Origin of the sequence: Breznakia sp. PF5-3, assembly GCF_029504745.1 — a bacterium.
Classification (GTDB): domain Bacteria; phylum Bacillota_I; class Bacilli_A; order Erysipelotrichales; family Erysipelotrichaceae; genus Breznakia.
The window spans coordinates 1-19349 of sequence record NZ_JAQFIQ010000001.1 but is presented as its reverse complement, the minus strand read 5'-3'; the positions used below and the strand labels follow the sequence as shown (position 1 = coordinate 19349).

19 protein-coding genes are annotated in these 19349 nt (G+C 32.2%); 4 read left to right on the top strand and 15 right to left on the bottom strand.

Translation table 11 applies throughout. The annotated features are described in order from the left end of the window. Positions 1-80: 80 nt before the first annotated feature. The 3 genes from M2475_RS00095 to gmk all read right to left on the bottom strand — a co-directional run bounded on the left by M2475_RS00095 (position 81) and on the right by gmk (position 1779). On the bottom strand, positions 81-878 hold the full coding sequence (locus M2475_RS00095) for a polysaccharide deacetylase family protein (protein ID WP_277488665.1): 798 nt from the start codon (positions 876-878) through the stop codon (positions 81-83). A gap of 29 nt (positions 879-907) precedes the next feature. Beyond that, a complete protein-coding gene (locus tag M2475_RS00090) occupies positions 908-1123 on the bottom strand; it encodes a YneF family protein (RefSeq protein ID WP_277488663.1) in 216 nt (71 codons plus the stop codon). 86 nt (positions 1124-1209) lie between these two features. Next, complete coding sequence (gene gmk, locus M2475_RS00085) at positions 1210-1779, bottom strand: guanylate kinase (RefSeq protein ID WP_277488661.1); 570 nt, start codon at positions 1777-1779, stop codon at positions 1210-1212. A 103-nt stretch (positions 1780-1882) separates the two neighbouring features. Here gmk and M2475_RS00080 point away from each other — a divergent pair, with 103 nt between their 5' ends. Then, the gene (locus M2475_RS00080) at positions 1883-3535 is read left to right on the top strand and encodes an NFACT RNA binding domain-containing protein (RefSeq protein WP_277488659.1); all 1653 of its coding nucleotides are present in this window, start codon (positions 1883-1885) and stop codon (positions 3533-3535) included. A gap of 45 nt (positions 3536-3580) precedes the next feature. On the opposite strand, the gene M2475_RS00075 is transcribed toward M2475_RS00080, so the two are convergent. The 4 genes from M2475_RS00075 to M2475_RS00060 all read right to left on the bottom strand — a co-directional run bounded on the left by M2475_RS00075 (position 3581) and on the right by M2475_RS00060 (position 9194). Next, positions 3581-5194 (bottom strand): putative manganese-dependent inorganic diphosphatase, encoded by a 1614-nt coding sequence (locus M2475_RS00075; RefSeq protein WP_277488657.1) that lies wholly within the window; start codon positions 5192-5194, stop codon positions 3581-3583. A 93-nt stretch (positions 5195-5287) separates the two neighbouring features. Beyond that, a complete protein-coding gene (gene cysE / locus M2475_RS00070) occupies positions 5288-5803 on the bottom strand; it encodes a serine O-acetyltransferase (protein WP_277488655.1) in 516 nt (171 codons plus the stop codon). 92 nt (positions 5804-5895) lie between these two features. Continuing rightward, the gene (locus M2475_RS00065) at positions 5896-6543 is read right to left on the bottom strand and encodes a lactate utilization protein (protein WP_277488652.1); all 648 of its coding nucleotides are present in this window, start codon (positions 6541-6543) and stop codon (positions 5896-5898) included. A 74-nt stretch (positions 6544-6617) separates the two neighbouring features. Further along, a complete protein-coding gene (locus M2475_RS00060) occupies positions 6618-9194 on the bottom strand; it encodes an AAA family ATPase (RefSeq protein WP_277488650.1) in 2577 nt (858 codons plus the stop codon). Between the two features lie 141 nt (positions 9195-9335). Between M2475_RS00060 and M2475_RS00055 the strand changes: the two genes are divergently transcribed. After that, positions 9336-10697, top strand: a complete 1362-nt coding sequence (locus M2475_RS00055) for an HD domain-containing protein (protein ID WP_277488647.1) — start codon at positions 9336-9338, stop codon at positions 10695-10697. Continuing rightward, a complete protein-coding gene (gene yfcE, locus M2475_RS00050; protein ID WP_277488644.1) occupies positions 10675-11223 on the top strand; it encodes a phosphodiesterase in 549 nt (182 codons plus the stop codon). Before M2475_RS00055 ends, yfcE begins: the two co-directional genes overlap by 23 nt. Before the next feature lie 20 nt (positions 11224-11243). Here yfcE and M2475_RS00045 read toward each other — a convergent pair whose 3' ends face one another. From M2475_RS00045 to hrcA, 7 genes are all read right to left on the bottom strand, one after another. Further along, complete coding sequence (locus M2475_RS00045; RefSeq protein ID WP_277488639.1) at positions 11244-11507, bottom strand: TfoX/Sxy family DNA transformation protein; 264 nt, start codon at positions 11505-11507, stop codon at positions 11244-11246. Further along, positions 11500-11745, bottom strand: coding sequence for a zinc ribbon domain-containing protein (locus tag M2475_RS00040; protein WP_277488637.1), 246 nt, complete (start codon positions 11743-11745; stop codon positions 11500-11502). Before M2475_RS00040 ends, M2475_RS00045 begins: the two co-directional genes overlap by 8 nt. A 12-nt stretch (positions 11746-11757) precedes the next feature. Continuing rightward, the gene (locus tag M2475_RS00035; RefSeq protein ID WP_277488631.1) at positions 11758-12324 is read right to left on the bottom strand and encodes a TetR/AcrR family transcriptional regulator; all 567 of its coding nucleotides are present in this window, start codon (positions 12322-12324) and stop codon (positions 11758-11760) included. Positions 12325-12408: 84 nt separating this feature from the next. Continuing rightward, positions 12409-13521 carry a molecular chaperone DnaJ gene (dnaJ, locus tag M2475_RS00030; protein WP_277488629.1) on the bottom strand — a complete coding sequence of 371 codons (1113 nt, stop codon included), beginning with the start codon at positions 13519-13521 and terminating at the stop codon, positions 12409-12411. A 94-nt stretch (positions 13522-13615) separates the two neighbouring features. Next, entirely contained in the window at positions 13616-15418 is a 1803-nt protein-coding gene (dnaK, locus tag M2475_RS00025; RefSeq protein WP_277488626.1) for a molecular chaperone DnaK, read from the bottom strand. 17 nt (positions 15419-15435) lie between these two features. After that, the gene (grpE, locus tag M2475_RS00020) at positions 15436-16035 is read right to left on the bottom strand and encodes a nucleotide exchange factor GrpE (protein WP_277488623.1); all 600 of its coding nucleotides are present in this window, start codon (positions 16033-16035) and stop codon (positions 15436-15438) included. A 12-nt stretch (positions 16036-16047) separates the two neighbouring features. Next, positions 16048-17061 (bottom strand): heat-inducible transcriptional repressor HrcA, encoded by a 1014-nt coding sequence (hrcA, locus tag M2475_RS00015; RefSeq protein ID WP_277488621.1) that lies wholly within the window; start codon positions 17059-17061, stop codon positions 16048-16050. Between the two features lie 150 nt (positions 17062-17211). On the opposite strand from hrcA, the gene pgeF reads away from it, so the two are divergent. After that, on the top strand, positions 17212-17973 hold the full coding sequence (gene pgeF, locus M2475_RS00010) for a peptidoglycan editing factor PgeF (RefSeq protein WP_277488619.1): 762 nt from the start codon (positions 17212-17214) through the stop codon (positions 17971-17973). Between the two features lie 25 nt (positions 17974-17998). On the opposite strand, the gene M2475_RS00005 is transcribed toward pgeF, so the two are convergent. Beyond that, the gene (locus M2475_RS00005) at positions 17999-19177 is read right to left on the bottom strand and encodes a cation diffusion facilitator family transporter (protein WP_277488617.1); all 1179 of its coding nucleotides are present in this window, start codon (positions 19175-19177) and stop codon (positions 17999-18001) included. Positions 19178-19349 lie beyond the last annotated feature (172 nt).

Below are 19349 nucleotides of genomic sequence, written 5' to 3'. Positions count from 1 at the left end.
CTAAAATTATAGCATAGATTTATCTATGCGTAATCACCATTTTACTAACAAAAAAAGATTACATTTTGTAACCTTTACAATCATTCAACAATCCATTTAAAATACCATAAAGGCATTTGTGAAAACATTAAATATCGAGGTAATAAATAAACGTTATCAAGACGTTTCATATTACGATTTTGATTATATCCAAACCCTAATAACACATTGTTTTCTTTTAAAACAGACTCTGCTTTTTCATTTGATCTGCCATATGGAAATGCAAAATAAGTAGAATCAAGAACATTCTTACTTTTATCAAAATCTTTCTGTATTGCATCTTTATTCATGGTATCCACTTTTTTTCGATCCAATCCAGATGCTTTATGATGCAAGCCATAAGAATGAGAATAATATGCTACATGAGAATCATTTGCTAAATCTTCACTTTGCAAATAATCAAGTCCAATGCGATGTTTTGTAGTCTCTAATTTTTCACCAATCACAAAACATGTAGCATGTAAATCATAGGTTTCTAAAATAGGTTTTACAATTTCTTCAAAATTCTTATATCCATCATCAAAAGTTAATACAACTACTTTTTTCTCCAACTTAAAATCTCCATAATAGTAGTCATATACTTCGTCCATCGTCAAAGTTTTATAGTTATTATCATGTAAATACTTCATTTGCTCTTTAAATTTTGATTCACTCATAACATAGGTATCGTTAGCATAATACGTTTCTTTCACATCATCACGAACGACTGCATGATACCCTAAAACTGGTAATCCATCTTTTCCAAGTTCATGTGTAACAACAATTTTTATTCCCCAAAGCAAAAAGATACATAAACAGAAAACAAGCAGACATAACAATCTTTTTTTCCATTTCTTCATAAAAATAAAACACAGCTCATGCTGTGTTGTTATCTATTTGCGTTCACAGATTTCATAATTTGTCTGATTTGAGCCTCAGATGGTTTTCTTCCCATTTGTAGGAACATAGCACGAATCATTTTTTCATTAATTGGTGGATTTTCTTTTAATTCTTTCTCAAACTTTCTTTTTGTGAAATAAAAGCCTAAAAATCCTCCTATAACTAAACCTGCGATCAAACTTCCTATTGAATACCAAAAATCCATAGTTATGCCTCCTAAGTTCTATATGTATTATACAAACATTTTCTTGTTTTTACAACTTTTTTAAGGTTTCAAATCAAATAATATAATTATTTATCTTCCATATGCCGTTTTACAATCAATCCAATATATTGTGCAGCTAATTCTGGATCATCATTGCATACTACATATTTATAATCTTTAATTAACTTCATCTCTTTTTCTGCTTTCGCTAATCGCTCTTGAATTACCTCTTCTGCTTCACTTTTACGACCACGAATTCGGTTTTCTAGTTCTTCCATTGTTGGTGGAATCATAAAAATTGTGATTGCATCAGGAACCTTTTCACTTACCTGTTGTGCTCCTTGCACTTCAATTTCCAACAACACATTTTTACCTTCATTACGTAACTTTTCTACTTGACTCAATGGTGTCCCATAATAGTTCCCCACAAACTCTGCCCACTCTAATAAGTCTCCTTGTTCAATTGCTTTTTCAAACTCTTCTTTACTTACAAATAAATAATCTACCCCGTTTACTTCATTCGCTCGCGGCTTTCTTGTCGTCATCGAAATTGAATATGTCAGATTCAAAGAAGAATCTTTCATGAAATAATCACGAACGGTTCCTTTTCCGACTCCACTTGGACCACTAATAATGACTAACAAACCTTTTTTCATATGTTCCCCCATTTTGTAATAAAATTATTATATCATTTAATAAAATACTTGTGAATATAGATAATGTAAATATATGCTATAATAATCTAGAAAAGAGGTATTTATGGCATTAGATGGATTAGTTTTACACCAAATCACCAAAAAGCTGGAAACTTTGGTGCCAGCAAAAGTTAATAAAATTCAACAAATTTCAAATGATGAAATTATTTTTACGTTGCGTAGCAATCAAAGAAATCATAAATTGATGATTTCTTGTCATAGTGTATACAATCGTATTCACATAACAAATCGTGAATATCAAACAATGGAAATCCCCAATAATTTTCTAATGGTATTACGTAAACACATTGATCGATCTATCATTACCCAAATAAAACAATTAGGATTAGATCGCATCTTACAATTTACAATTGAAGTGAAAGACGATCTCAGTGATTATCACAATTATTATTTGTATGTGGAATTAATGGGAAAATATGCAAACCTTATTTTAGTAAATCATGAAAATAAAATTGTAGATGCCTTAAAGCGTATTCCGGCTTTTGAAAACAATTCACGTACCATCCATCCTGGTGCTACCTATACACCACCAAAACCACATGATGGAAAATCAAATCCTTTTACAGCTTCTACCTTTGATGAAAATGAATCCTTAGTAAAACAATTCCATGGTTTCTCTCCATTATTAAGCGATGAAGTGTTATATCGCACCAAAGAAGGTGAGAATTTCACAGATATTATGAATGAAATTAAACACAGTTATCAATTATTCCTACATCACAAACAAGATGATATTTTATACCATCTGATTGAATTAAAACATTTAAATCTACCATACGAAGCTTTCGAAATTATGGAAGGAATGGATGAACTTTATTATAAAAAAGAAGAAAAAGTTAGAATCAAACAGCAAAGCGGAGATATTTATAAGACCGTTCGTTATGAATTAAAGAAAAACCGAAAGAAGCTAGGTAAACTTATTCACACCTTGGAAGATGCTAATGCTTTAGATATTTATCGGTTGTATGGTGATTTGCTTTATGCATATAGCGAATATCACCATCAACATAAAAAAGAAGTTATTCTCCCTAGTTTTGAAACGGATGAAGAATACAAGATTCCTTTAGATGAAAAAATATCGGTTAAACAAAACGCTAAAAAGTATTACCAAAAATACAATAAAAGCAAAACTGCACAGATAGAAGTTGCAAAGCAAATCGAAAAAACGAAACGAATAATTCAATATTTTGAAAATATTGAAGTGCAATTAAACCAAGCTAATTTGGAGGATGCTATTGAAATCAAAGAAGAATTAGCAAACCAAGGTTTTATGAGAAAAACAAATTATAAGATTCGTAAAAAGAAGAAAGAAGTAAAACCTCATTTTTTAACACTTTGTATTGATAATACATATATCTATGTTGGAAAGAATAACATTCAAAATGAATATATCACCTTCAAACAAGCAAAACGTGATGATACTTGGTTACATGTTAAAGACATGCACGGTTCCCATGTTGTAATTACTGATAGCACACCTAGTGAAAAGATATTACGTATCGCAGCGCAGTTTGCAGCCTATTATTCGCAAGGTAAAGAATCTAGTAGTGTTCCTGTTAATTACTGTTTAATTCGTCAGCTAAAAAGGCCAAATAAGGCGGCTATGGGATTTGTAACATTAACCAACTATAAAACAATTTATATAGACCCTGATAGAATGGAAATCCAAGCATTGGTTAAACAATATGCACTTTAATAATATATATTAAATCAAAAAAAGATAATTCGTTTGAATTATCTTTTATTTCAATAAAGATGCTATTTTAGGAATAATTTGTTTCTTTCTTGAAACTAATCCCTTCATGAAGTTTTCATCTTCAGCTTCTTCAAAAAATGAAGATTTTATCGCATGAGATAATTTTCCTGCATAAACAAATTTACTTCCTTTTCCTTCTACATTGGAAAAAGCCATCATCAATAGATCATATTTTAAAACTTCATTTTCCTGTTCTAGAAACTGTTGAAAATCTTCTTCAATACATGCCACCGTATTCATATCATAGATATATGCCTGACCGATTGCAATTTGCTTTCCAGCGATTTCATATTCTTTAAAATCAGTATATAAAATGTCTCGATTAGATTTCCCTTTAATCTTAGCGCTTTCTTTAAACATTTCCGTAGCTAATTCATCCAGATTATAATTATAAAGTTCTGCTAATTCCTTTGCTATATCACGATCCACTTCTGTACATGTTGGTGAATGAAAATTCATTGTATCAGAAATAATTGCACAACATAAAGCTCCTGCAATATCTGCAGGTGGTGTGATGTTATGTTCACGATACATCATTCCAACAATAGTACAAGTACTACCTACATTTTGATTTCTAAAGATAATGGGTTGATTTGTTTCAATATCACCAATACGATGATGATCAACAATTTCCAAAATATTCCCATATTCAATATCATCAATACTTTGACTGCGTTCGTTATGATCCAATAAAATCAATTTTTTCTTAGAATATTTTAGCACATGGAATCTACCCATTGATCCTATCAATCTTCCATTCATGAAAACTGGATAATTACGATATCTAGCTTTCAACATTTCTCTAGCCACATCTTCCACAAATTCATTCCCATTAAAGCGTTGAATTTTATCAGTACTTGTCATCATCAATCCAACTGGAATACTACGATAAATCATTTGTAATATTTTCATAATATTATACTGTGTTTTAATTAATGTAACACCTAATTCCATTGCTCGATCAATTACTTTATCTGTAGGAATATAGCTTTCTGCAATTGCAATCACCGCACAGCCTTTTTCCATACAGGTTAACATAATATCTTCATTGTCACTTAGTACCATAATATTACCTTCAATATCACGTTCCATAAGTTTTTTATCCGCTATACGTACGTATCCACTTCGAGATAATGTTCCTTCATAAATAAAGTCACCTTTTAATGCCAACACAAGGTTGATAAGTGGTGTCTCTTTTAATAAATCTTTCGTAATATTCAAATCTTGCATTTGAATTTTTGAAATATCTGACAAAGTTGTTAAACCTATCAATTCTTTCTTTTCATTTACTACATATACCGTATGTGTGTTATATTCCAAACACAAATCCCACACTCGTCTAAGTGTTGTATTTGTATCCACTTGTACTGCTGTATCCAAATCAATGTCACGCAATGCTGCTTTTGCACTCGTAATCAAGTCAGGTTCTTCTAAGTTAAACTTATCTAAAATAAATTGTGACTCTGTGTTAAGTTTCCCCAAACGACACGGTTTTGCTTGAATTCCTAATTCGTTTTTCAAATGTGAATAAGCAATTGCAGAACAAATAGAATCACTATCTGGATTTTTATGCCCAGTTATATAGATAATATCTTTCATATCATTTCTCCTTTTTATTATAATACCATTAAACAAGAAATCTACCAAATGAATATGCAAATAATCGGAATAACCAAAAAAAATCGTAACATTTTACGATTTTTTCACTTCTTTTGCAGGAATACCTACAACACTAGTATTTGCTGGTACATCCTTTGTCACAACAGCATTAGCTCCCACCTTACAGTTATCAAAAAGGGTAATATTCCCAAGAACTTTCGCACCTGCTCCAACCATTACATTATTTTTCAAAGTTGGATGCCTCTTACATTTTTCTTTTCCTGTTCCCCCTAATGTCACACCATGATAAATCGTACAATCATCACCTATAACTGCCGTTTCTCCAATTACTACACCCATACCATGATCAATTAACAAACCTTTTCCAATAGTTGCACCTGGATGAATTTCTATCCCTACCCAAAAGCGTGCAATATTAGTTACAAAACGTGCTAAAAAATATAAATGGAGATTATATAAAAAATGTGCAATCCGATAAAAAAACAATGCTTTCATATGTGGATATAAAAGTATAATTTCTAACGCTGAGCGAGCTGCCGGATCAGATTCCCTTGTATGTTTTATATTTCTACGAATTCCTTTGAACATAATATTCTCCTAACGTATATAGTATTATGCCATAAATTTAAAAAAAATAACAGTAAAAAGCCGTAGAAATAAATGATTTTCTATCTTTATGATTAATATCCTAAAGATTTTTTCACCAACAATACAGTAATTCGACCTTTGTTACTATTTTGTTGCTTTTTTGTTGCCACATAACTAGTACAAATACGATCTTCACTCATGCATGACGAGCAACTTCCTGTAACCGTACAAGGTGTCTTTTTGTCTAGACGCTCACTATTCATTGGCGCTGCAATATTTTCAATTCGCGCAATCGCTTCTGATAAATCTTTTACAATCTTATTCTCACCTACAACTAAAAAAACTTTCTTAGGCCCAAAAGTGAGTGCCGCTACACGATTTCCAGTTCCATCAACATTATATAACTCTCCATTTTCACTGACTGCATTACTACTTGAAATATAGTAATCACAAGTAAACGCATGACGGAATAATTCTAACATCGCTTCGCGACTTAACCCTTCCTCATAACGATCTTCAAATGTAATCGGCATCTTCCGTAACGCTTCAATGATTCCACATTCAAATAAGGTCTGTGAGCCACCTACACTAACACGTGTTCCTTCTTCAATTGTTGTTTTTAAATATTCAAGTACTGCTCTTTCATCATCTAATATTTCTGCATTCATATTATTTTTTAATAACGCTTTCTTCGTGCGCTCTAATTTTATATCCATTATTTTTCTTACATTCTTGTCCATGTTATGATCACCTCATGTACATTATACGACAAATAATTATAGAAAAACAAAAAAAGACACTTTCTAGTGTCTTCTTAGTTGAGATTTACAGATGCTCCACGAATTTCAGCTACATACTCATCTTTGTCTTCATCATAATCAAGGTATAGCACATCATCGCTTTCAAAACCTTCTGCAATCATCTGTTTTGCTATTAGGGTTTCAATATTACGTTGAATATAACGTTTCATTGGCCGTGCCCCAAATACAGGATCTACACCTTGTTCAACAATCATATCATAAACCTTTTTGCTTACCTCTAAATGAATGTCTTTCTTTTCCAAACGAATGCTGAGTTCATTCATAAATTTTCTTGCAACTTTTGCTAGCATTTCGTTATCAAGTGCATTAAACACCACAATTTCATCAATTCGATTCACAAATTCTGGTTTGAAATATTTCTTAACCTCATTCATATAATTCTTTTTCATTTCTACTTTATCTGCATCAAATGCATACTGACTTCCTAAATTACTAGTCATAATTAGAATTGTATTTTTAAAATCAACGGTTACACCTTTGGAATCAGTGATACGTCCATCATCCAAAATTTGTAATAACACATTAAATACATCTGGATGAGCTTTTTCTACTTCATCAAATAAAACAATAGAATATGGATTCCTACGTACAGCTTCACTTAATTGTCCACCTTCTTCATACCCTACATATCCTGGAGGAGCTCCAATCAACCGTGACACGGCATGCTTTTCCATATATTCGCTCATATCAATACGAATAATATGATCTTCTGAATCAAACAATTGTTCTGCTAAAGCTTTTGCCACCTCTGTTTTTCCAACTCCTGTAGGTCCTAAGAATAAGAAACTGCCAATTGGTCTATTCTCGTCTTGAATTTGTGCTTTGCTTCTTAAAATTGCATCACTGACAAGGGTTAACGCTTCATCCTGTCCAACTACTCGATTTTCCAAAATATCCTTTAAAGCCAATAGCTTTTTACGCTCACTTTCAACTAATCGACTTACTTCGACCCCACTCCATTTCGATACAATAGATGCGATTTCTTCTTCACTAACAACTTCTGAAATTAAAGAATTTTCTTTTTTCAAAATTGTTTCTTCATCAATTTTCTTCTCCAAATTAGGAATTGTTTCATATTGTAATTTTGCCGCTTCTTCATAACGTCCATCATTCTGAGCATTTTCTAAATCCAATTTTGCTTTTTCCAACAATACTCTTGCTTTTTTTGATTCCTCAAGTTCTGCTTTTTCATCATTCCATTTCGTATAAAGTACATCTTTTTCACTCTTTAGTGTTTTAAGTTCTTCACGAATTATTGTCAAACGATCTTTTGATTTCACATCATTTTCATTCTTTAATGCTGTTTCTTCAATTTCCAATTGCATAATCTTTCGCATTAATTCATCAATTTCCTGTGGCATTGAATCCATCTCTACACGAAGATGTGCACAAGCCTCATCAATTAAATCAATTGCTTTATCTGGTAAAAACCGATCCGTAATATAACGATTTGATAAAAGAGCACTTGAAATAATTGCTTCATCAAGAATTTTCACGCCATGATAAGATTCAAAGCGATCCTTTAATCCCCTTAGAATTGCAATCGTATCTTCTACTGTTGGTTCATCTACTTGCACACGTTGAAATCTACGTTCAAGTGCTGCATCTTTCTCAATATACTTACGATATTCATTGAATGTTGTAGCACCAATACAACGCAATTCTCCACGTGCTAATAGTGGTTTAAGCAAATTTGCTGCATCCATACTACCTTCGGTTTTGCCTGCACCTACTAAATTATGAATCTCATCAATAAATAATATAATATTTCCTTCGGCATTTTGCACTTCTTCCAAAACAGCTTTTAAACGTTCTTCAAATTCACCACGATATTTTGCACCTGCAATTAATGAACCCATATCCAATTCTATAAGTTTTTTCTCTTTTAAGCCAAAAGGAACATCTCCCTTCATAATTCGCCAAGCAATCCCTTCAACGATTGCTGTCTTACCAACACCAGGTTCTCCAATTAACACAGGATTATTTTTGGTCTTACGAGATAAAATTTGGATAACACGACGAATTTCATCATCACGACCAATAACTGGATCAATCTTTCCGTTTTTTACATCCTCTACTAAATCTCTACCATATTTACTTAATGCTTCAATATTATTTTCTGCATTTTGTGTATCCATACTTCTACCACCTCTACGTTCTAATTCTTGCTCATACACTTCTTTTTCTTTTAGTCCATATTTTTTTACCAATAGCTTAGAAATATACGAATTATTAAACATTAATGCAATCCACATAGATGCACATCCCAAATATGCTTCATCATTAGCTTCGCTCCATTTCACTGCTTTATTATAACTTTTTATTACCTCATTTGATAAATTTGGTTCACCAGTACTCTTTGCAATCTTTTCTAATTCATCATCTATTAAAACAAGCGCATCTTGCTTATTAATGTGCAATCGTTTATATAATCCATCTAAGACATCGCCTTCAAACATCTCTTTTAAAATATGTATTGTGTCTACACTTGTATGTGATAAGCTTTTACTAAGCTCAATTGCTTTCATAAAAACCTCTTGTAAGCTAGACGACATTTTTTCAAAATTCATAGTATCACTCCCTTGTTAGCACTCTTGTATATAAAGTGCTAATATTATTATACTACATTTTTTAGCACTGTCAAGCGTTAAGTGCTAAAATCCACATTTCTTTCCTATTGTGCTATAATTTTAATACACGGAGGTTTTTCAATGTATAATATCCATCAAAGTGCGAAAAAGGTTTTATCATACATTCATTCTCTTGGATACGAAGCCTTTTTAGTTGGTGGTTGTGTTCGTGATTTTCTCATGAATCGAGATGTACATGATTTTGATATCACAACTAGTTGTGATGCCTTTTTTCTTTTAGAAAAAGCCAAAGCAGATCACTATCTTGTTATTCCTACGGGATTAAAGCATGGAACTATCACTTTTGTAATCGATAATGAACATATTGAAGTAACAACCTATCGACAGGAAAGTGATTATATTCATCATCGTATACCAAAAACAGTTACTTTTACAAGTGATTTGAAAGAGGATTTAAAACGCCGTGATTTCACAATCAATGCTATCTGTTTAGATCAAAATCAAATCATTGATTATTATGGTGGACAAAATGATATAAAAGCAAAAATTATTCGTTGTATTGGCAACCCAAAAGAACGTTTTCATGAAGATGCATTACGTATTTTAAGAGCTCTTAGATTCGCATTTACTTTAGGTTTTACTATCGAAAAAAACACCTACACTGCCCTACAAGAAAGCGTAGACTTATTAAATCATATCTCAAAGGAAAGAATTCGAGATGAATTCATTAAAATGTTAGCATCTGATTATAAAGATTTATTGATAACCCTAAAAGAAAGTAAAGTATTATTGTATATCATTCCTGAATACAGCTTGGCTTTCCATGTTACTCAAGAGTCTCCTTACCATATCTACGATGTCTTTCATCATCTTAACAGTGCACTAAATGCCAGTATAGGAGAACCATTAAACATTCGTTTAGCAATTCTACTTCATGATTTAGAAAAAAGAAACTATAAAACAATAGATAAAAAAGGAGTTGCACATTTCAAAGGACACGCACATGCAAGTGCTGAATTATCAAAAAAGATTTTAAGAGATCTTAAATTCTCAAATGATATTATAAAGAATGTCTATATGTTAATTTATTATCATGATTATTATGTATCACCTAAAAAAAATGTATTACGTAAGTTTTTATACAAATTAAACGGAGACTACAAGATAGCATATGATATTTTACATGTTCAAAAACTTGATAACCTTGGCAAAGACCCAACCATTGTAAAAGAAAAAAACAAGCTTATTGATGATGCGATTGCATGTATAAAAGAAATGGAGAAACATAACGAAGTATTTTCTATCAATCATTTATCCATAGATGGAAATGATATCAAAAAACTTGGTTATCGCGAACAAGAAATTGGTATCGTGTTACATAAACTAGTAAAATATATTGTAAATAACCAAGATAAAAACACAAAAGATCAATTATTAAAAATAGCAGGAGGAATGAAAAATGAAATTTTTAATCGTAAGTGATATCCATGGTAGTGCATATTATGCCCAAAAAGCAATAGATGCCTTTCATAAATTTAAATGTGATAAGATTCTTTTATTAGGTGATATCTTATATCATGGACCACGTAATCCTTTACCAAAAGATTATGATCCTAAAAAAGTTATTGCATTATTAAATCCATTAAGCAATGCAATTATTGCATGTCGTGGGAATTGCGATAGCGAAGTTGATCAAATGGTCTTAAGTTTCCCTATCACCAACGACTCTCAAACAATCCCTTTACAAGAACGTTCCATCTTCATATCTCATGGACATATTTATAACCCAGATAGATTACCTGAAAATATAAAAGATGACGATATCTTCTTATTTGGACATATTCACATTCCAATTATGGAAAAGCAACAACAGATTCATATTATAAACCCTGGTAGTATTTCACTCCCAAAAGAAAACACCCCCCATACCTTTGGTATTTTAGAAGGCGATGCTTATGAATGGATTGATGTCGATTACAACATCTTAAATACATATAAACTAAAATAAGATATTCAAAATTGAATATCTTATTTTTTGTTAAGTGAATAAAAGAAATGTTTTAATTCATTTTTAGTAAGGTACGAAAGATTTGTATCTTTAATTCCTTCAATTGCTCCTTGAAGACCATATAGAACCCGAATACATGCATCAGGATCAGCATTCTCCCGTATTTTAAGAAATGCATTCATACTACCTTCCGTATACAATTGCTCAGGCGTTGTAATTCCTGCAGCCAACAAATTTTGTGCTAATACTTTTCCAACATTTGGTAAAGCCAATAAATCATTCACTATAATCTCTCCATGCAGGTAATTTTTCCATCATTTTTTTCGCCATTTCTTGAGCAACTTCTGTATCAATTCCCTGTGTATTCACAAGAAATGCACTCATTCCTTTTAACTTTTGTTCATAGGAATGCATACTTCCATCTTCGTTTGCACAAAACTTACAATAATCTTTACTTTCATCATTAAGCGGATAATCCTCAATTGTACGCATTGGCATTCCACAAGCAATACATGTTTTCATAATCGTTCCTCCTTATTTATATATCATTTTCATAAAAGTATCCACCAATTCATTCTTATATTTCTTCAAAACCGAACTATTTGGTGAAAAGAAGTCTTTATTAAGCAAATAATAGTGTAACAACCCCACCCAAGTATTAAAAATCATAGGAAGTGATATATCAATTGTAGAATCTTTTTGAAAAATTGCTTCTAAATGATGAGATGCTGCAGATTGAATTGAAATAAATTCCATCTTTGCCATATCGGGTAGATTGTGCTTTTCCCGAATGAATTGAATATAAAAATCTTCATATTCCTCAATAATATCCACATGTGTAGATAATGCTGTTTTTAATGACATTGAAGAAATTGATATTTCATGTAAGCGATTCGTTAGCTTTTCCCCAAACTCACCAATTACAAAAATCAAAAGATCATCTTTTGTTGAAAAATGCGAAAATATAGTTCCATGCGATACATTGGAAGCTTTCGCAATGTTACTCGTTGGCACTTGAAAGCCATCTTTTGCATAAAGTAAAAAAGCATTTTCAACAATTTTATTCCGGGTTTCTATTTTCTGCTTTTGACGTTCATTCATTTTGTTGACTCCTAACTCAATGAGTATACACTCATTATAAAACATTTCTATAAATTGTCAATAAAAAAAGTAAACCAATATGGTTTACTTGAAAGCTTTTTTAAATTTTTCAAATGGTGAATCATTTTTTGAAGCATCACGAAGTTTTGCATATAATTCCTTTTCTTGTTTTGATAACTTTTTAGGAATTTCTACTTTAACTTCAACATATTGATCACCTTGATGACCTCTGGTTGATTTCACACCTTTTCCTTTTAAACGGAATTTTGTACCATTTTGTGTTCCTGCTGGTATCTTCAAGGATACATCACCATACACAGTTGGAATATCCAATTGTGTTCCTAATGTTGCATCGATACTGCTAATTGGAACATTAATACGAATATCATTACCTTCACGCACAAAGGATTTATGTGGTGCTACTAATACTTCGATATATAGATCTCCATTTGGTCCACCATTGTATCCTTTTTCACCTTTTCCAGAAATACGGATTTGTTGTCCACTTTGAATTCCTGCAGGTATTTTAATATCTAACTTAATTCGTTTATGTTCATGTCCACTACCATGACATTTTGGACATTTGTTCTTAATTGTCTTCCCTGTACCATGACATGTCGGACAAACACTTTCACTTTGGAAAACACCAAACGCTGTTCTTTGTTGAGAAACAACTCTACCTGAACCATGACAAGTCTCACAGCTTTGAACATCATCTTTGCTTTTGGCTCCACTACCTAAACATTCACTACACTGCTCGTCCACTTCAATTGATATTTCTTCGCTCTTGCCAAAAATTGCATCCAAAAAATCCACCCGCATTTGCATAAAACGATCTTCACCTTTTCGTGGTCCTGTTTGAGCACTTGAACGAGTGCTTCCACCAAAACCACCACCAAAAAATGATCCAAAAATATCTTCAAATCCTCCAAAGTCTGAAAAGCCTTGACCTCCACCTCCGAAGCCTTGTGCTCCATCCAAACCAGCATGACCAAATTGATCATAAGTCGCTTTCTTTTGTGGGTCACTTAATACTTCGTAGGCTTCATTCACCTCTTTGAATTTTTCTTCAGCATCTTTTCCATCATTTACATCTGGATGATATTTTTTTGCCATCTTTCGATACGCTTTTTTGATATCTTGCTCATTAGCATCTTTTGCTAACCCTAGAATTTCATAATAATCTCTTTTTGCCATCGCAAAACCTCCCAAATCCTATATAAACTATTCAAATAACAACGTGCAGAAGTTCTAGTACAATAACTAGAACTTCCCTTTGTTGAAACTAATTTTATTTTTCTTCAAATTCTGCATCAACTACATCGTCATCATTGCTAGCATCTGCTTGTCCTGCATCTTGTGCTTGACCTTGGTCATACATAGAAGCACTCGCAGCTTGTGCTGCAGCTTCAAGAGCTTCCAATTTTGTCTTGATTGTTTCGATATCATTTTCATCAAGCGCTTTTTGAAGTTCATCACGTAATTTTTGTGTTTCTTCTTTTTGATTTGCATCCATTTTATCACCATTATCTGCCATCGCTTGATCAATTTGGTTAATAAATTGTTCTGCTTTATTCTTAAGTTCTATCTCTTCTTTACGTTTTTCATCTTCTGCTTTATGTTCTTCAGCTTCTTTTACCATTTTTTCGATTTCATCATCACTCAATCCACTAGAGTTTTGAATTACAATCGATTGTTCTTTACCTGTTCCTTTGTCCGTAGCTGATACATTAACAATACCATTTACGTCAATATCAAATTTAACTTCAATTTGAGGAACACCACGTCTTGCAGGTGCAATACCATCTAATTTAAACATTCCTAATGTCTTGTTATCAGCTGCCATTGGTCTTTCCCCTTGTAATACATGAATATCAACTGCTGGTTGGTTATCAGCTGCTGTTGAGAATACTTGTGATTTACTTGTAGGAATTGTAGTATTTCTGTCAATAAGTACTGTCATGACACCACCCATTGTTTCAATACCAAGACTAAGTGGTGTAACATCAAGAAGTAATACATCTTTAACGTCTCCTGTGATTACCCCACCTTGGATTGCTGCACCCATTGCAACTACTTCATCTGGATTAACACTTCTGTTTGGTTCTTTTCCTAATTCTTTTTTCACTGCTTCTTGTACTGCTAATACACGTGTAGAACCACCAACTAACAATACTTGGTGAATGTCATTCTTTGTAAGCCCAGCATCCTTTAATGCCTGTCTTACAGGTCCAATCGTACGTTCTACCAATGATTTTGTCATATCATCAAATTTTGCTCTTGACAATGTTGTTTCAAAGTTTAATGGCCCTGCATCAGAATTACTGATATAAGGTAACAAAATTTGTGTTTGAGCCATACTACTTAAATCTTTTTTAGCTTTCTCAGCAGCATCTTTCAAACGTTGCATTGCTAATTGATCCTTTGATAAATCAACATTGTTAGCTTTCTTAAATTCATCTAACATCCATTTAACAATCACATTATCAAAGTCATCTCCACCAAGTTTGTTATCACCTGCTGTAGATAAAACTTCAAATGTACCGTCAGCTAATTCAAGGATTGAAACATCAAATGTTCCTCCACCCAAGTCATATACTAAAACTTTTTGTTCTTTATCTGTCTTATCAATACCATAAGCTAAAGCAGCAGCTGTTGGTTCATTAATAATTCTTTCAACTTCTAAACCCGCAATCTTTCCTGCATCTTTTGTAGCTTGTCTTTGTGCATCATTGAAATATGCAGGCACTGTAATAACCGCTTTATCTACTTTTTCACCCAAGTAATCTTCTGCATATGATTTCATATATTGTAAAATCATTGCTGAAATTTCTTGTGGTGTATAATCTTTTCCATTTACATGTACTTTTTCATTTGTACCAATTAAACGTTTGATACTACTTACTGTATCTTTGTTTGTCACTACTTGACGCTTTGCAGCATCCCCAACTACTTTTTCACCATCTTTAAACGCTACCACTGATGGTGTTGTACGATTTCCTTCTGGGTTTGTAATTACTTTTGCTTCGCTGCCATCCATAACAGCAACACATGAATTTGTTGTTCCTAAGTCAATACCGATTATCTTGCTCATATCTTTTCCTCCTATTGTTATTCACTTACTTTTACTAAACTCGCTCTTAATACGCGATCTTTAAGAAGATACCCTTTTTGGATTTCTTCAACTACGATTCCACTCTCTACACCTTCCACTTTTTCACTAACCAAAGCTTGATGTAAATTTGGATCAAAAGGTTTTTCTAAACAATCTATAGCTGTTACCCCCTCTTTTTCAAGAGCTGTTTTAATTTGCTGATAAATCATTTTTATACCTTCTACATAATTTTTCATATCTTCCTCTTTTGCTTCAAAATTAATTGCTCTTTCCAGGTTATCAATCGCTGGTAATATCTCTTGTGCAAAAGATTGGATTCGATACTTTTTTAACATATCTGCATCATTTTGCAGACGTTTTCTCAAATTTTCTGTATCTGCATAAGCTGTATAATAAGCATTCTGCATTTTTCCAAGTTCTTCTTTTAAAGAAGTAATTTCTTCTTCAAGAAGTTCTTCTTTTTTCTTTTTCTTTTTAAATAACTTCTTTTCTGTTGGTGCAGTTTCACTTTCTTCAACATCCGTTTTTGAATCTTGCTCTTCTAAAATTTCTTCTGCTACAACCTCTTCATCTACAACTTTTTTATTTTCACTCATCTTACCTTTCTCCTAACCATCGTCACGATATAAATCCTCAATCACTTTTGCCATATACTCCATCAAAGCAACAATCTTGTTATAAGGCATTCTAGTTGGTCCAACAACCATAAGTTGTCCTTCTTCTTCTTGGTTGAGTTTAATCTTACTAGTAATTACAGAAACATTATCCATCGGAATAACTTCGTTATCATTTCCTATTCGAATTGAAATATCTCCTTCACTATTACCTAACTGTCGCCAAACTGTGGAATCTTCTAAGAATTTCATCAGTTCCTTCAATTTCTCAATGTCAGCAAACTCTGGTTGATACAACATATTTGTTGCTCCAGAAGTATACACGTTATCCGATGCAAATTTCATGAATGCACCAACAAATGCTTGAAATAATACTTCATGCCTAGATACCTGACTTGATAACATAGGTCGTATTTCTTCCATCTTGGTAGCAACTTCATTAATCGGTGTACCTGCTAATTGATCATTAAGAATATTACAGCATGTCTGAATATCTTTTAAAGATATACTTTCGTCAAAATGAAAAGTTTTATTTTCCGTATGACCATGGCTTGTAATAAATACACAAACAGCACTTCTTTCGTTAATTGGAAAGATTTGAATATGCTGCAATGTCTGTGAGCTTGTTTCAGGTCCCAATACAACAGATGTTAAATTTGTCATCTGTGATAAAATATCACAACTCTTTTTAACAATCTCTTCCATCGTATAATGACGTTCTTGAAATACTTCGCTCAAAGCATTTTGTACTTTGCTGTCCAGTTTTTTATCCATTAAATTCTCTACATAATAACGATAACCTTTACTAGATGGAATTCTTCCAGAAGAAGTATGTGTTTTTTCCAATAACCCAAACTCTTCCAAAATCGCCATTTCATTTCGTAAAGTAGCACTAGAAACACTAATATCCAATAAAGACATTAGACGTTTTGATCCAACTGGTTCAGCTGTTTTTGTAAACTCATCTATAATTGTTTTCAAGATAAGTGTCTGTCTTTCAGTTAACATTTATTCACCTCTTTCTAGCACTCGAATTCAATGTCTGCTAACAGTATATCCGATTTTGTTAGCACTGTCAACTCATTAGTGCTAATTTTTTTGTAATTTATTTTATTTTCTTTAAATTGTGCTAAAATATGCTAGTAGGAGGTGCTTATTATGCCCTATATAAATTGGTCCAGTATTGAAGAATTGTATGCAGGTACAACCATTAAAGATATAGAAAAAAGTCAAAACAACAATATGGCTTTACATACAACAGAGGATTCTGAAGCTGTAATTCAAAATCGAAAAGATTTAATGGAAGAATTAAATTTCGAATTAGAACGTTGTGTATTCGCCAATCAAACACATTCCACAAACATTCACAAAGTAACACGTGAAGATATAGGTGCTGGTGCATTCAGCACCAAAGATGAAATCAAAAATTGCGATGCCTTATATACAAAGGAAAAGAATATTCTATTAGGTGTTTTCACAGCAGATTGTGTTCCTATCCTTATCTATGATAAAGGACAAAATATCGTTGCTGCTATTCACGCAGGTTGGAAAGGCACCATCAATGAATTAACCAAAAAGATGCTTGATACACTTATTTATGATGAAGATTCTCAACCTGAAGAACTTTATGCATATATTGGTCCATCGATTGAATTTTTAAATTTTGAAGTAAGCTTAGAAATTGCTGAAAAAGTAAAAGCGATGTCCTTTGATACAGAAGTATTCGTAATTCCTAAAGAAAATGGAAAAGCACTAATCGATTTAAAAGGACTAAACCACCACATGCTTTTAAGTGCAGGTATCCCTGATACACATATTTTCATTCATCATGGTGACACATACGAAGATGAAGAAGATTTCTTTTCCCATCGCAAAAGAAATGAACAAGGACGAATGATGACCTTTATTTTACAAAAATAAAAAGAAGTTTTAAAACTTCTTTTTATTATTCTTCTACTGTAGTTGTATATGCCCTATCAATTGTAATAACCCCATAATTAGGTATTTTTCCTTGTGGTAAGTTCTTATGAATTATTTGTAATAATTCTTTATCTTTCATTGGGAATCCTATTGGTACATCCACATCAAAGATCAAATTATTATGCGTATCTCCACGTACTACTCGAAAATCATGAATGGACAACGCTTCATCAATACCACTTATTTCTTTTGCCACTTGTATTCGCATTTTATTTGTAAATTCATCATCCATATCAATTGGATCCATATGAATAACTAAGTTAATTTGATCATGTTTGGCAAAGTCTTTTTCAATATTATCTATAATATCATGACTTTTCAAAATATCTTCATCACAGTCTACTTCCACATGTACAGTTACAAATGTCTTTCCTGGACCATATGTGTGAATAACTAAATCATGTACTCCCAATACTCCATCATAACTTAATATCTTCTTTATAATCTTTTTTGTGAATTCAGGATCAGGTGCTTCTCCTATAAGCTTATTGAATGTTTCAACAATAATCTCATAACCACCTTTCATAATAAATAAGGCAACAACTACTCCCAAATACCCATCCAGTTGAATAGCAAAGAAATGAGATATAATTAATCCAACTAACACTACTCCAGTTGCCATAACATCACTGATACTATCAACCGCTGCACTGTGCATAACAGTAGAATTAATTAATTTTCCATATTTCCTATTATAATAATACATATATGCTTTCACTATGATCGAAAACAATAAAATGATGACTACTACCAAATCAAATTTCATCACAGTTGGATGTAAAATTTGGTCAACTGAATTCATAATTAATTGCAGACCAAAAAACATAATAATAAATGCAACCATCAAGCTGAAAACATATTCTAAGCGTTCATGCCCAAAGGGATGATCCTCATCTGCAGGACGACTTGAAAAGATAAAACTGACAAGCGAGATGATGCTACTACCTGCATCACTTAAGTTATTAAATGCATCAGCAGTTATTGAAACACTACCAAATAGCGTCCCAACTACCAATTTTGATACAAATAAAATAATATTCCAGAAAATACCATAGATACTTGCAAGCTTACCATAACTTGCCCGTACACTAGGTTTTTTTATATTTTTAAAATCTTTTATAAAAAATCGTATTAGAATCGACATATATCCTCCCATAAATACATATAATTATACTATCTTTATAAATAAATTGAAAGGAATCAATATACAAATACAAAAGTCCTTGATTATTAAACTTAAAGCAACAGGTTGTTGCATTAAGATGAAACCGGTATAGTAGAAGGAGCTTTGTGTTTTGTGAGAAAGGATAATATTA

What these genes read in the sequence shown, in the direction of transcription:
- M2475_RS00095 (WP_277488665.1), bottom strand. Translation starts at nt 878, where the DNA reads ATGAAGAAATGGAAAAAAAGATTGTTATGTCTGCTTGTTTTCTGTTTA.
- M2475_RS00090 (WP_277488663.1), bottom strand. Translation starts at nt 1,123, where the DNA reads ATGGATTTTTGGTATTCAATAGGAAGTTTGATCGCAGGTTTAGTTATA.
- gmk (WP_277488661.1), bottom strand. Translation starts at nt 1,779, where the DNA reads ATGAAAAAAGGTTTGTTAGTCATTATTAGTGGTCCAAGTGGAGTCGGA.
- M2475_RS00080 (WP_277488659.1), top strand. Translation starts at nt 1,883, where the DNA reads ATGGCATTAGATGGATTAGTTTTACACCAAATCACCAAAAAGCTGGAA.
- M2475_RS00075 (WP_277488657.1), bottom strand. Translation starts at nt 5,194, where the DNA reads ATGAAAGATATTATCTATATAACTGGGCATAAAAATCCAGATAGTGAT.
- cysE (WP_277488655.1), bottom strand. Translation starts at nt 5,803, where the DNA reads ATGTTCAAAGGAATTCGTAGAAATATAAAACATACAAGGGAATCTGAT.
- M2475_RS00065 (WP_277488652.1), bottom strand. Translation starts at nt 6,543, where the DNA reads ATGGACAAGAATGTAAGAAAAATAATGGATATAAAATTAGAGCGCACG.
- M2475_RS00060 (WP_277488650.1), bottom strand. Translation starts at nt 9,194, where the DNA reads ATGAATTTTGAAAAAATGTCGTCTAGCTTACAAGAGGTTTTTATGAAA.
- M2475_RS00055 (WP_277488647.1), top strand. Translation starts at nt 9,336, where the DNA reads ATGTATAATATCCATCAAAGTGCGAAAAAGGTTTTATCATACATTCAT.
- yfcE (WP_277488644.1), top strand. Translation starts at nt 10,675, where the DNA reads ATGAAATTTTTAATCGTAAGTGATATCCATGGTAGTGCATATTATGCC.
- M2475_RS00040 (WP_277488637.1), bottom strand. Translation starts at nt 11,745, where the DNA reads ATGAAAACATGTATTGCTTGTGGAATGCCAATGCGTACAATTGAGGAT.
- M2475_RS00035 (WP_277488631.1), bottom strand. Translation starts at nt 12,324, where the DNA reads ATGAATGAACGTCAAAAGCAGAAAATAGAAACCCGGAATAAAATTGTT.
- dnaJ (WP_277488629.1), bottom strand. Translation starts at nt 13,521, where the DNA reads ATGGCAAAAAGAGATTATTATGAAATTCTAGGGTTAGCAAAAGATGCT.
- dnaK (WP_277488626.1), bottom strand. Translation starts at nt 15,418, where the DNA reads ATGAGCAAGATAATCGGTATTGACTTAGGAACAACAAATTCATGTGTT.
- grpE (WP_277488623.1), bottom strand. Translation starts at nt 16,035, where the DNA reads ATGAGTGAAAATAAAAAAGTTGTAGATGAAGAGGTTGTAGCAGAAGAA.
- hrcA (WP_277488621.1), bottom strand. Translation starts at nt 17,061, where the DNA reads ATGTTAACTGAAAGACAGACACTTATCTTGAAAACAATTATAGATGAG.
- pgeF (WP_277488619.1), top strand. Translation starts at nt 17,212, where the DNA reads ATGCCCTATATAAATTGGTCCAGTATTGAAGAATTGTATGCAGGTACA.
- M2475_RS00005 (WP_277488617.1), bottom strand. Translation starts at nt 19,177, where the DNA reads ATGTCGATTCTAATACGATTTTTTATAAAAGATTTTAAAAATATAAAA.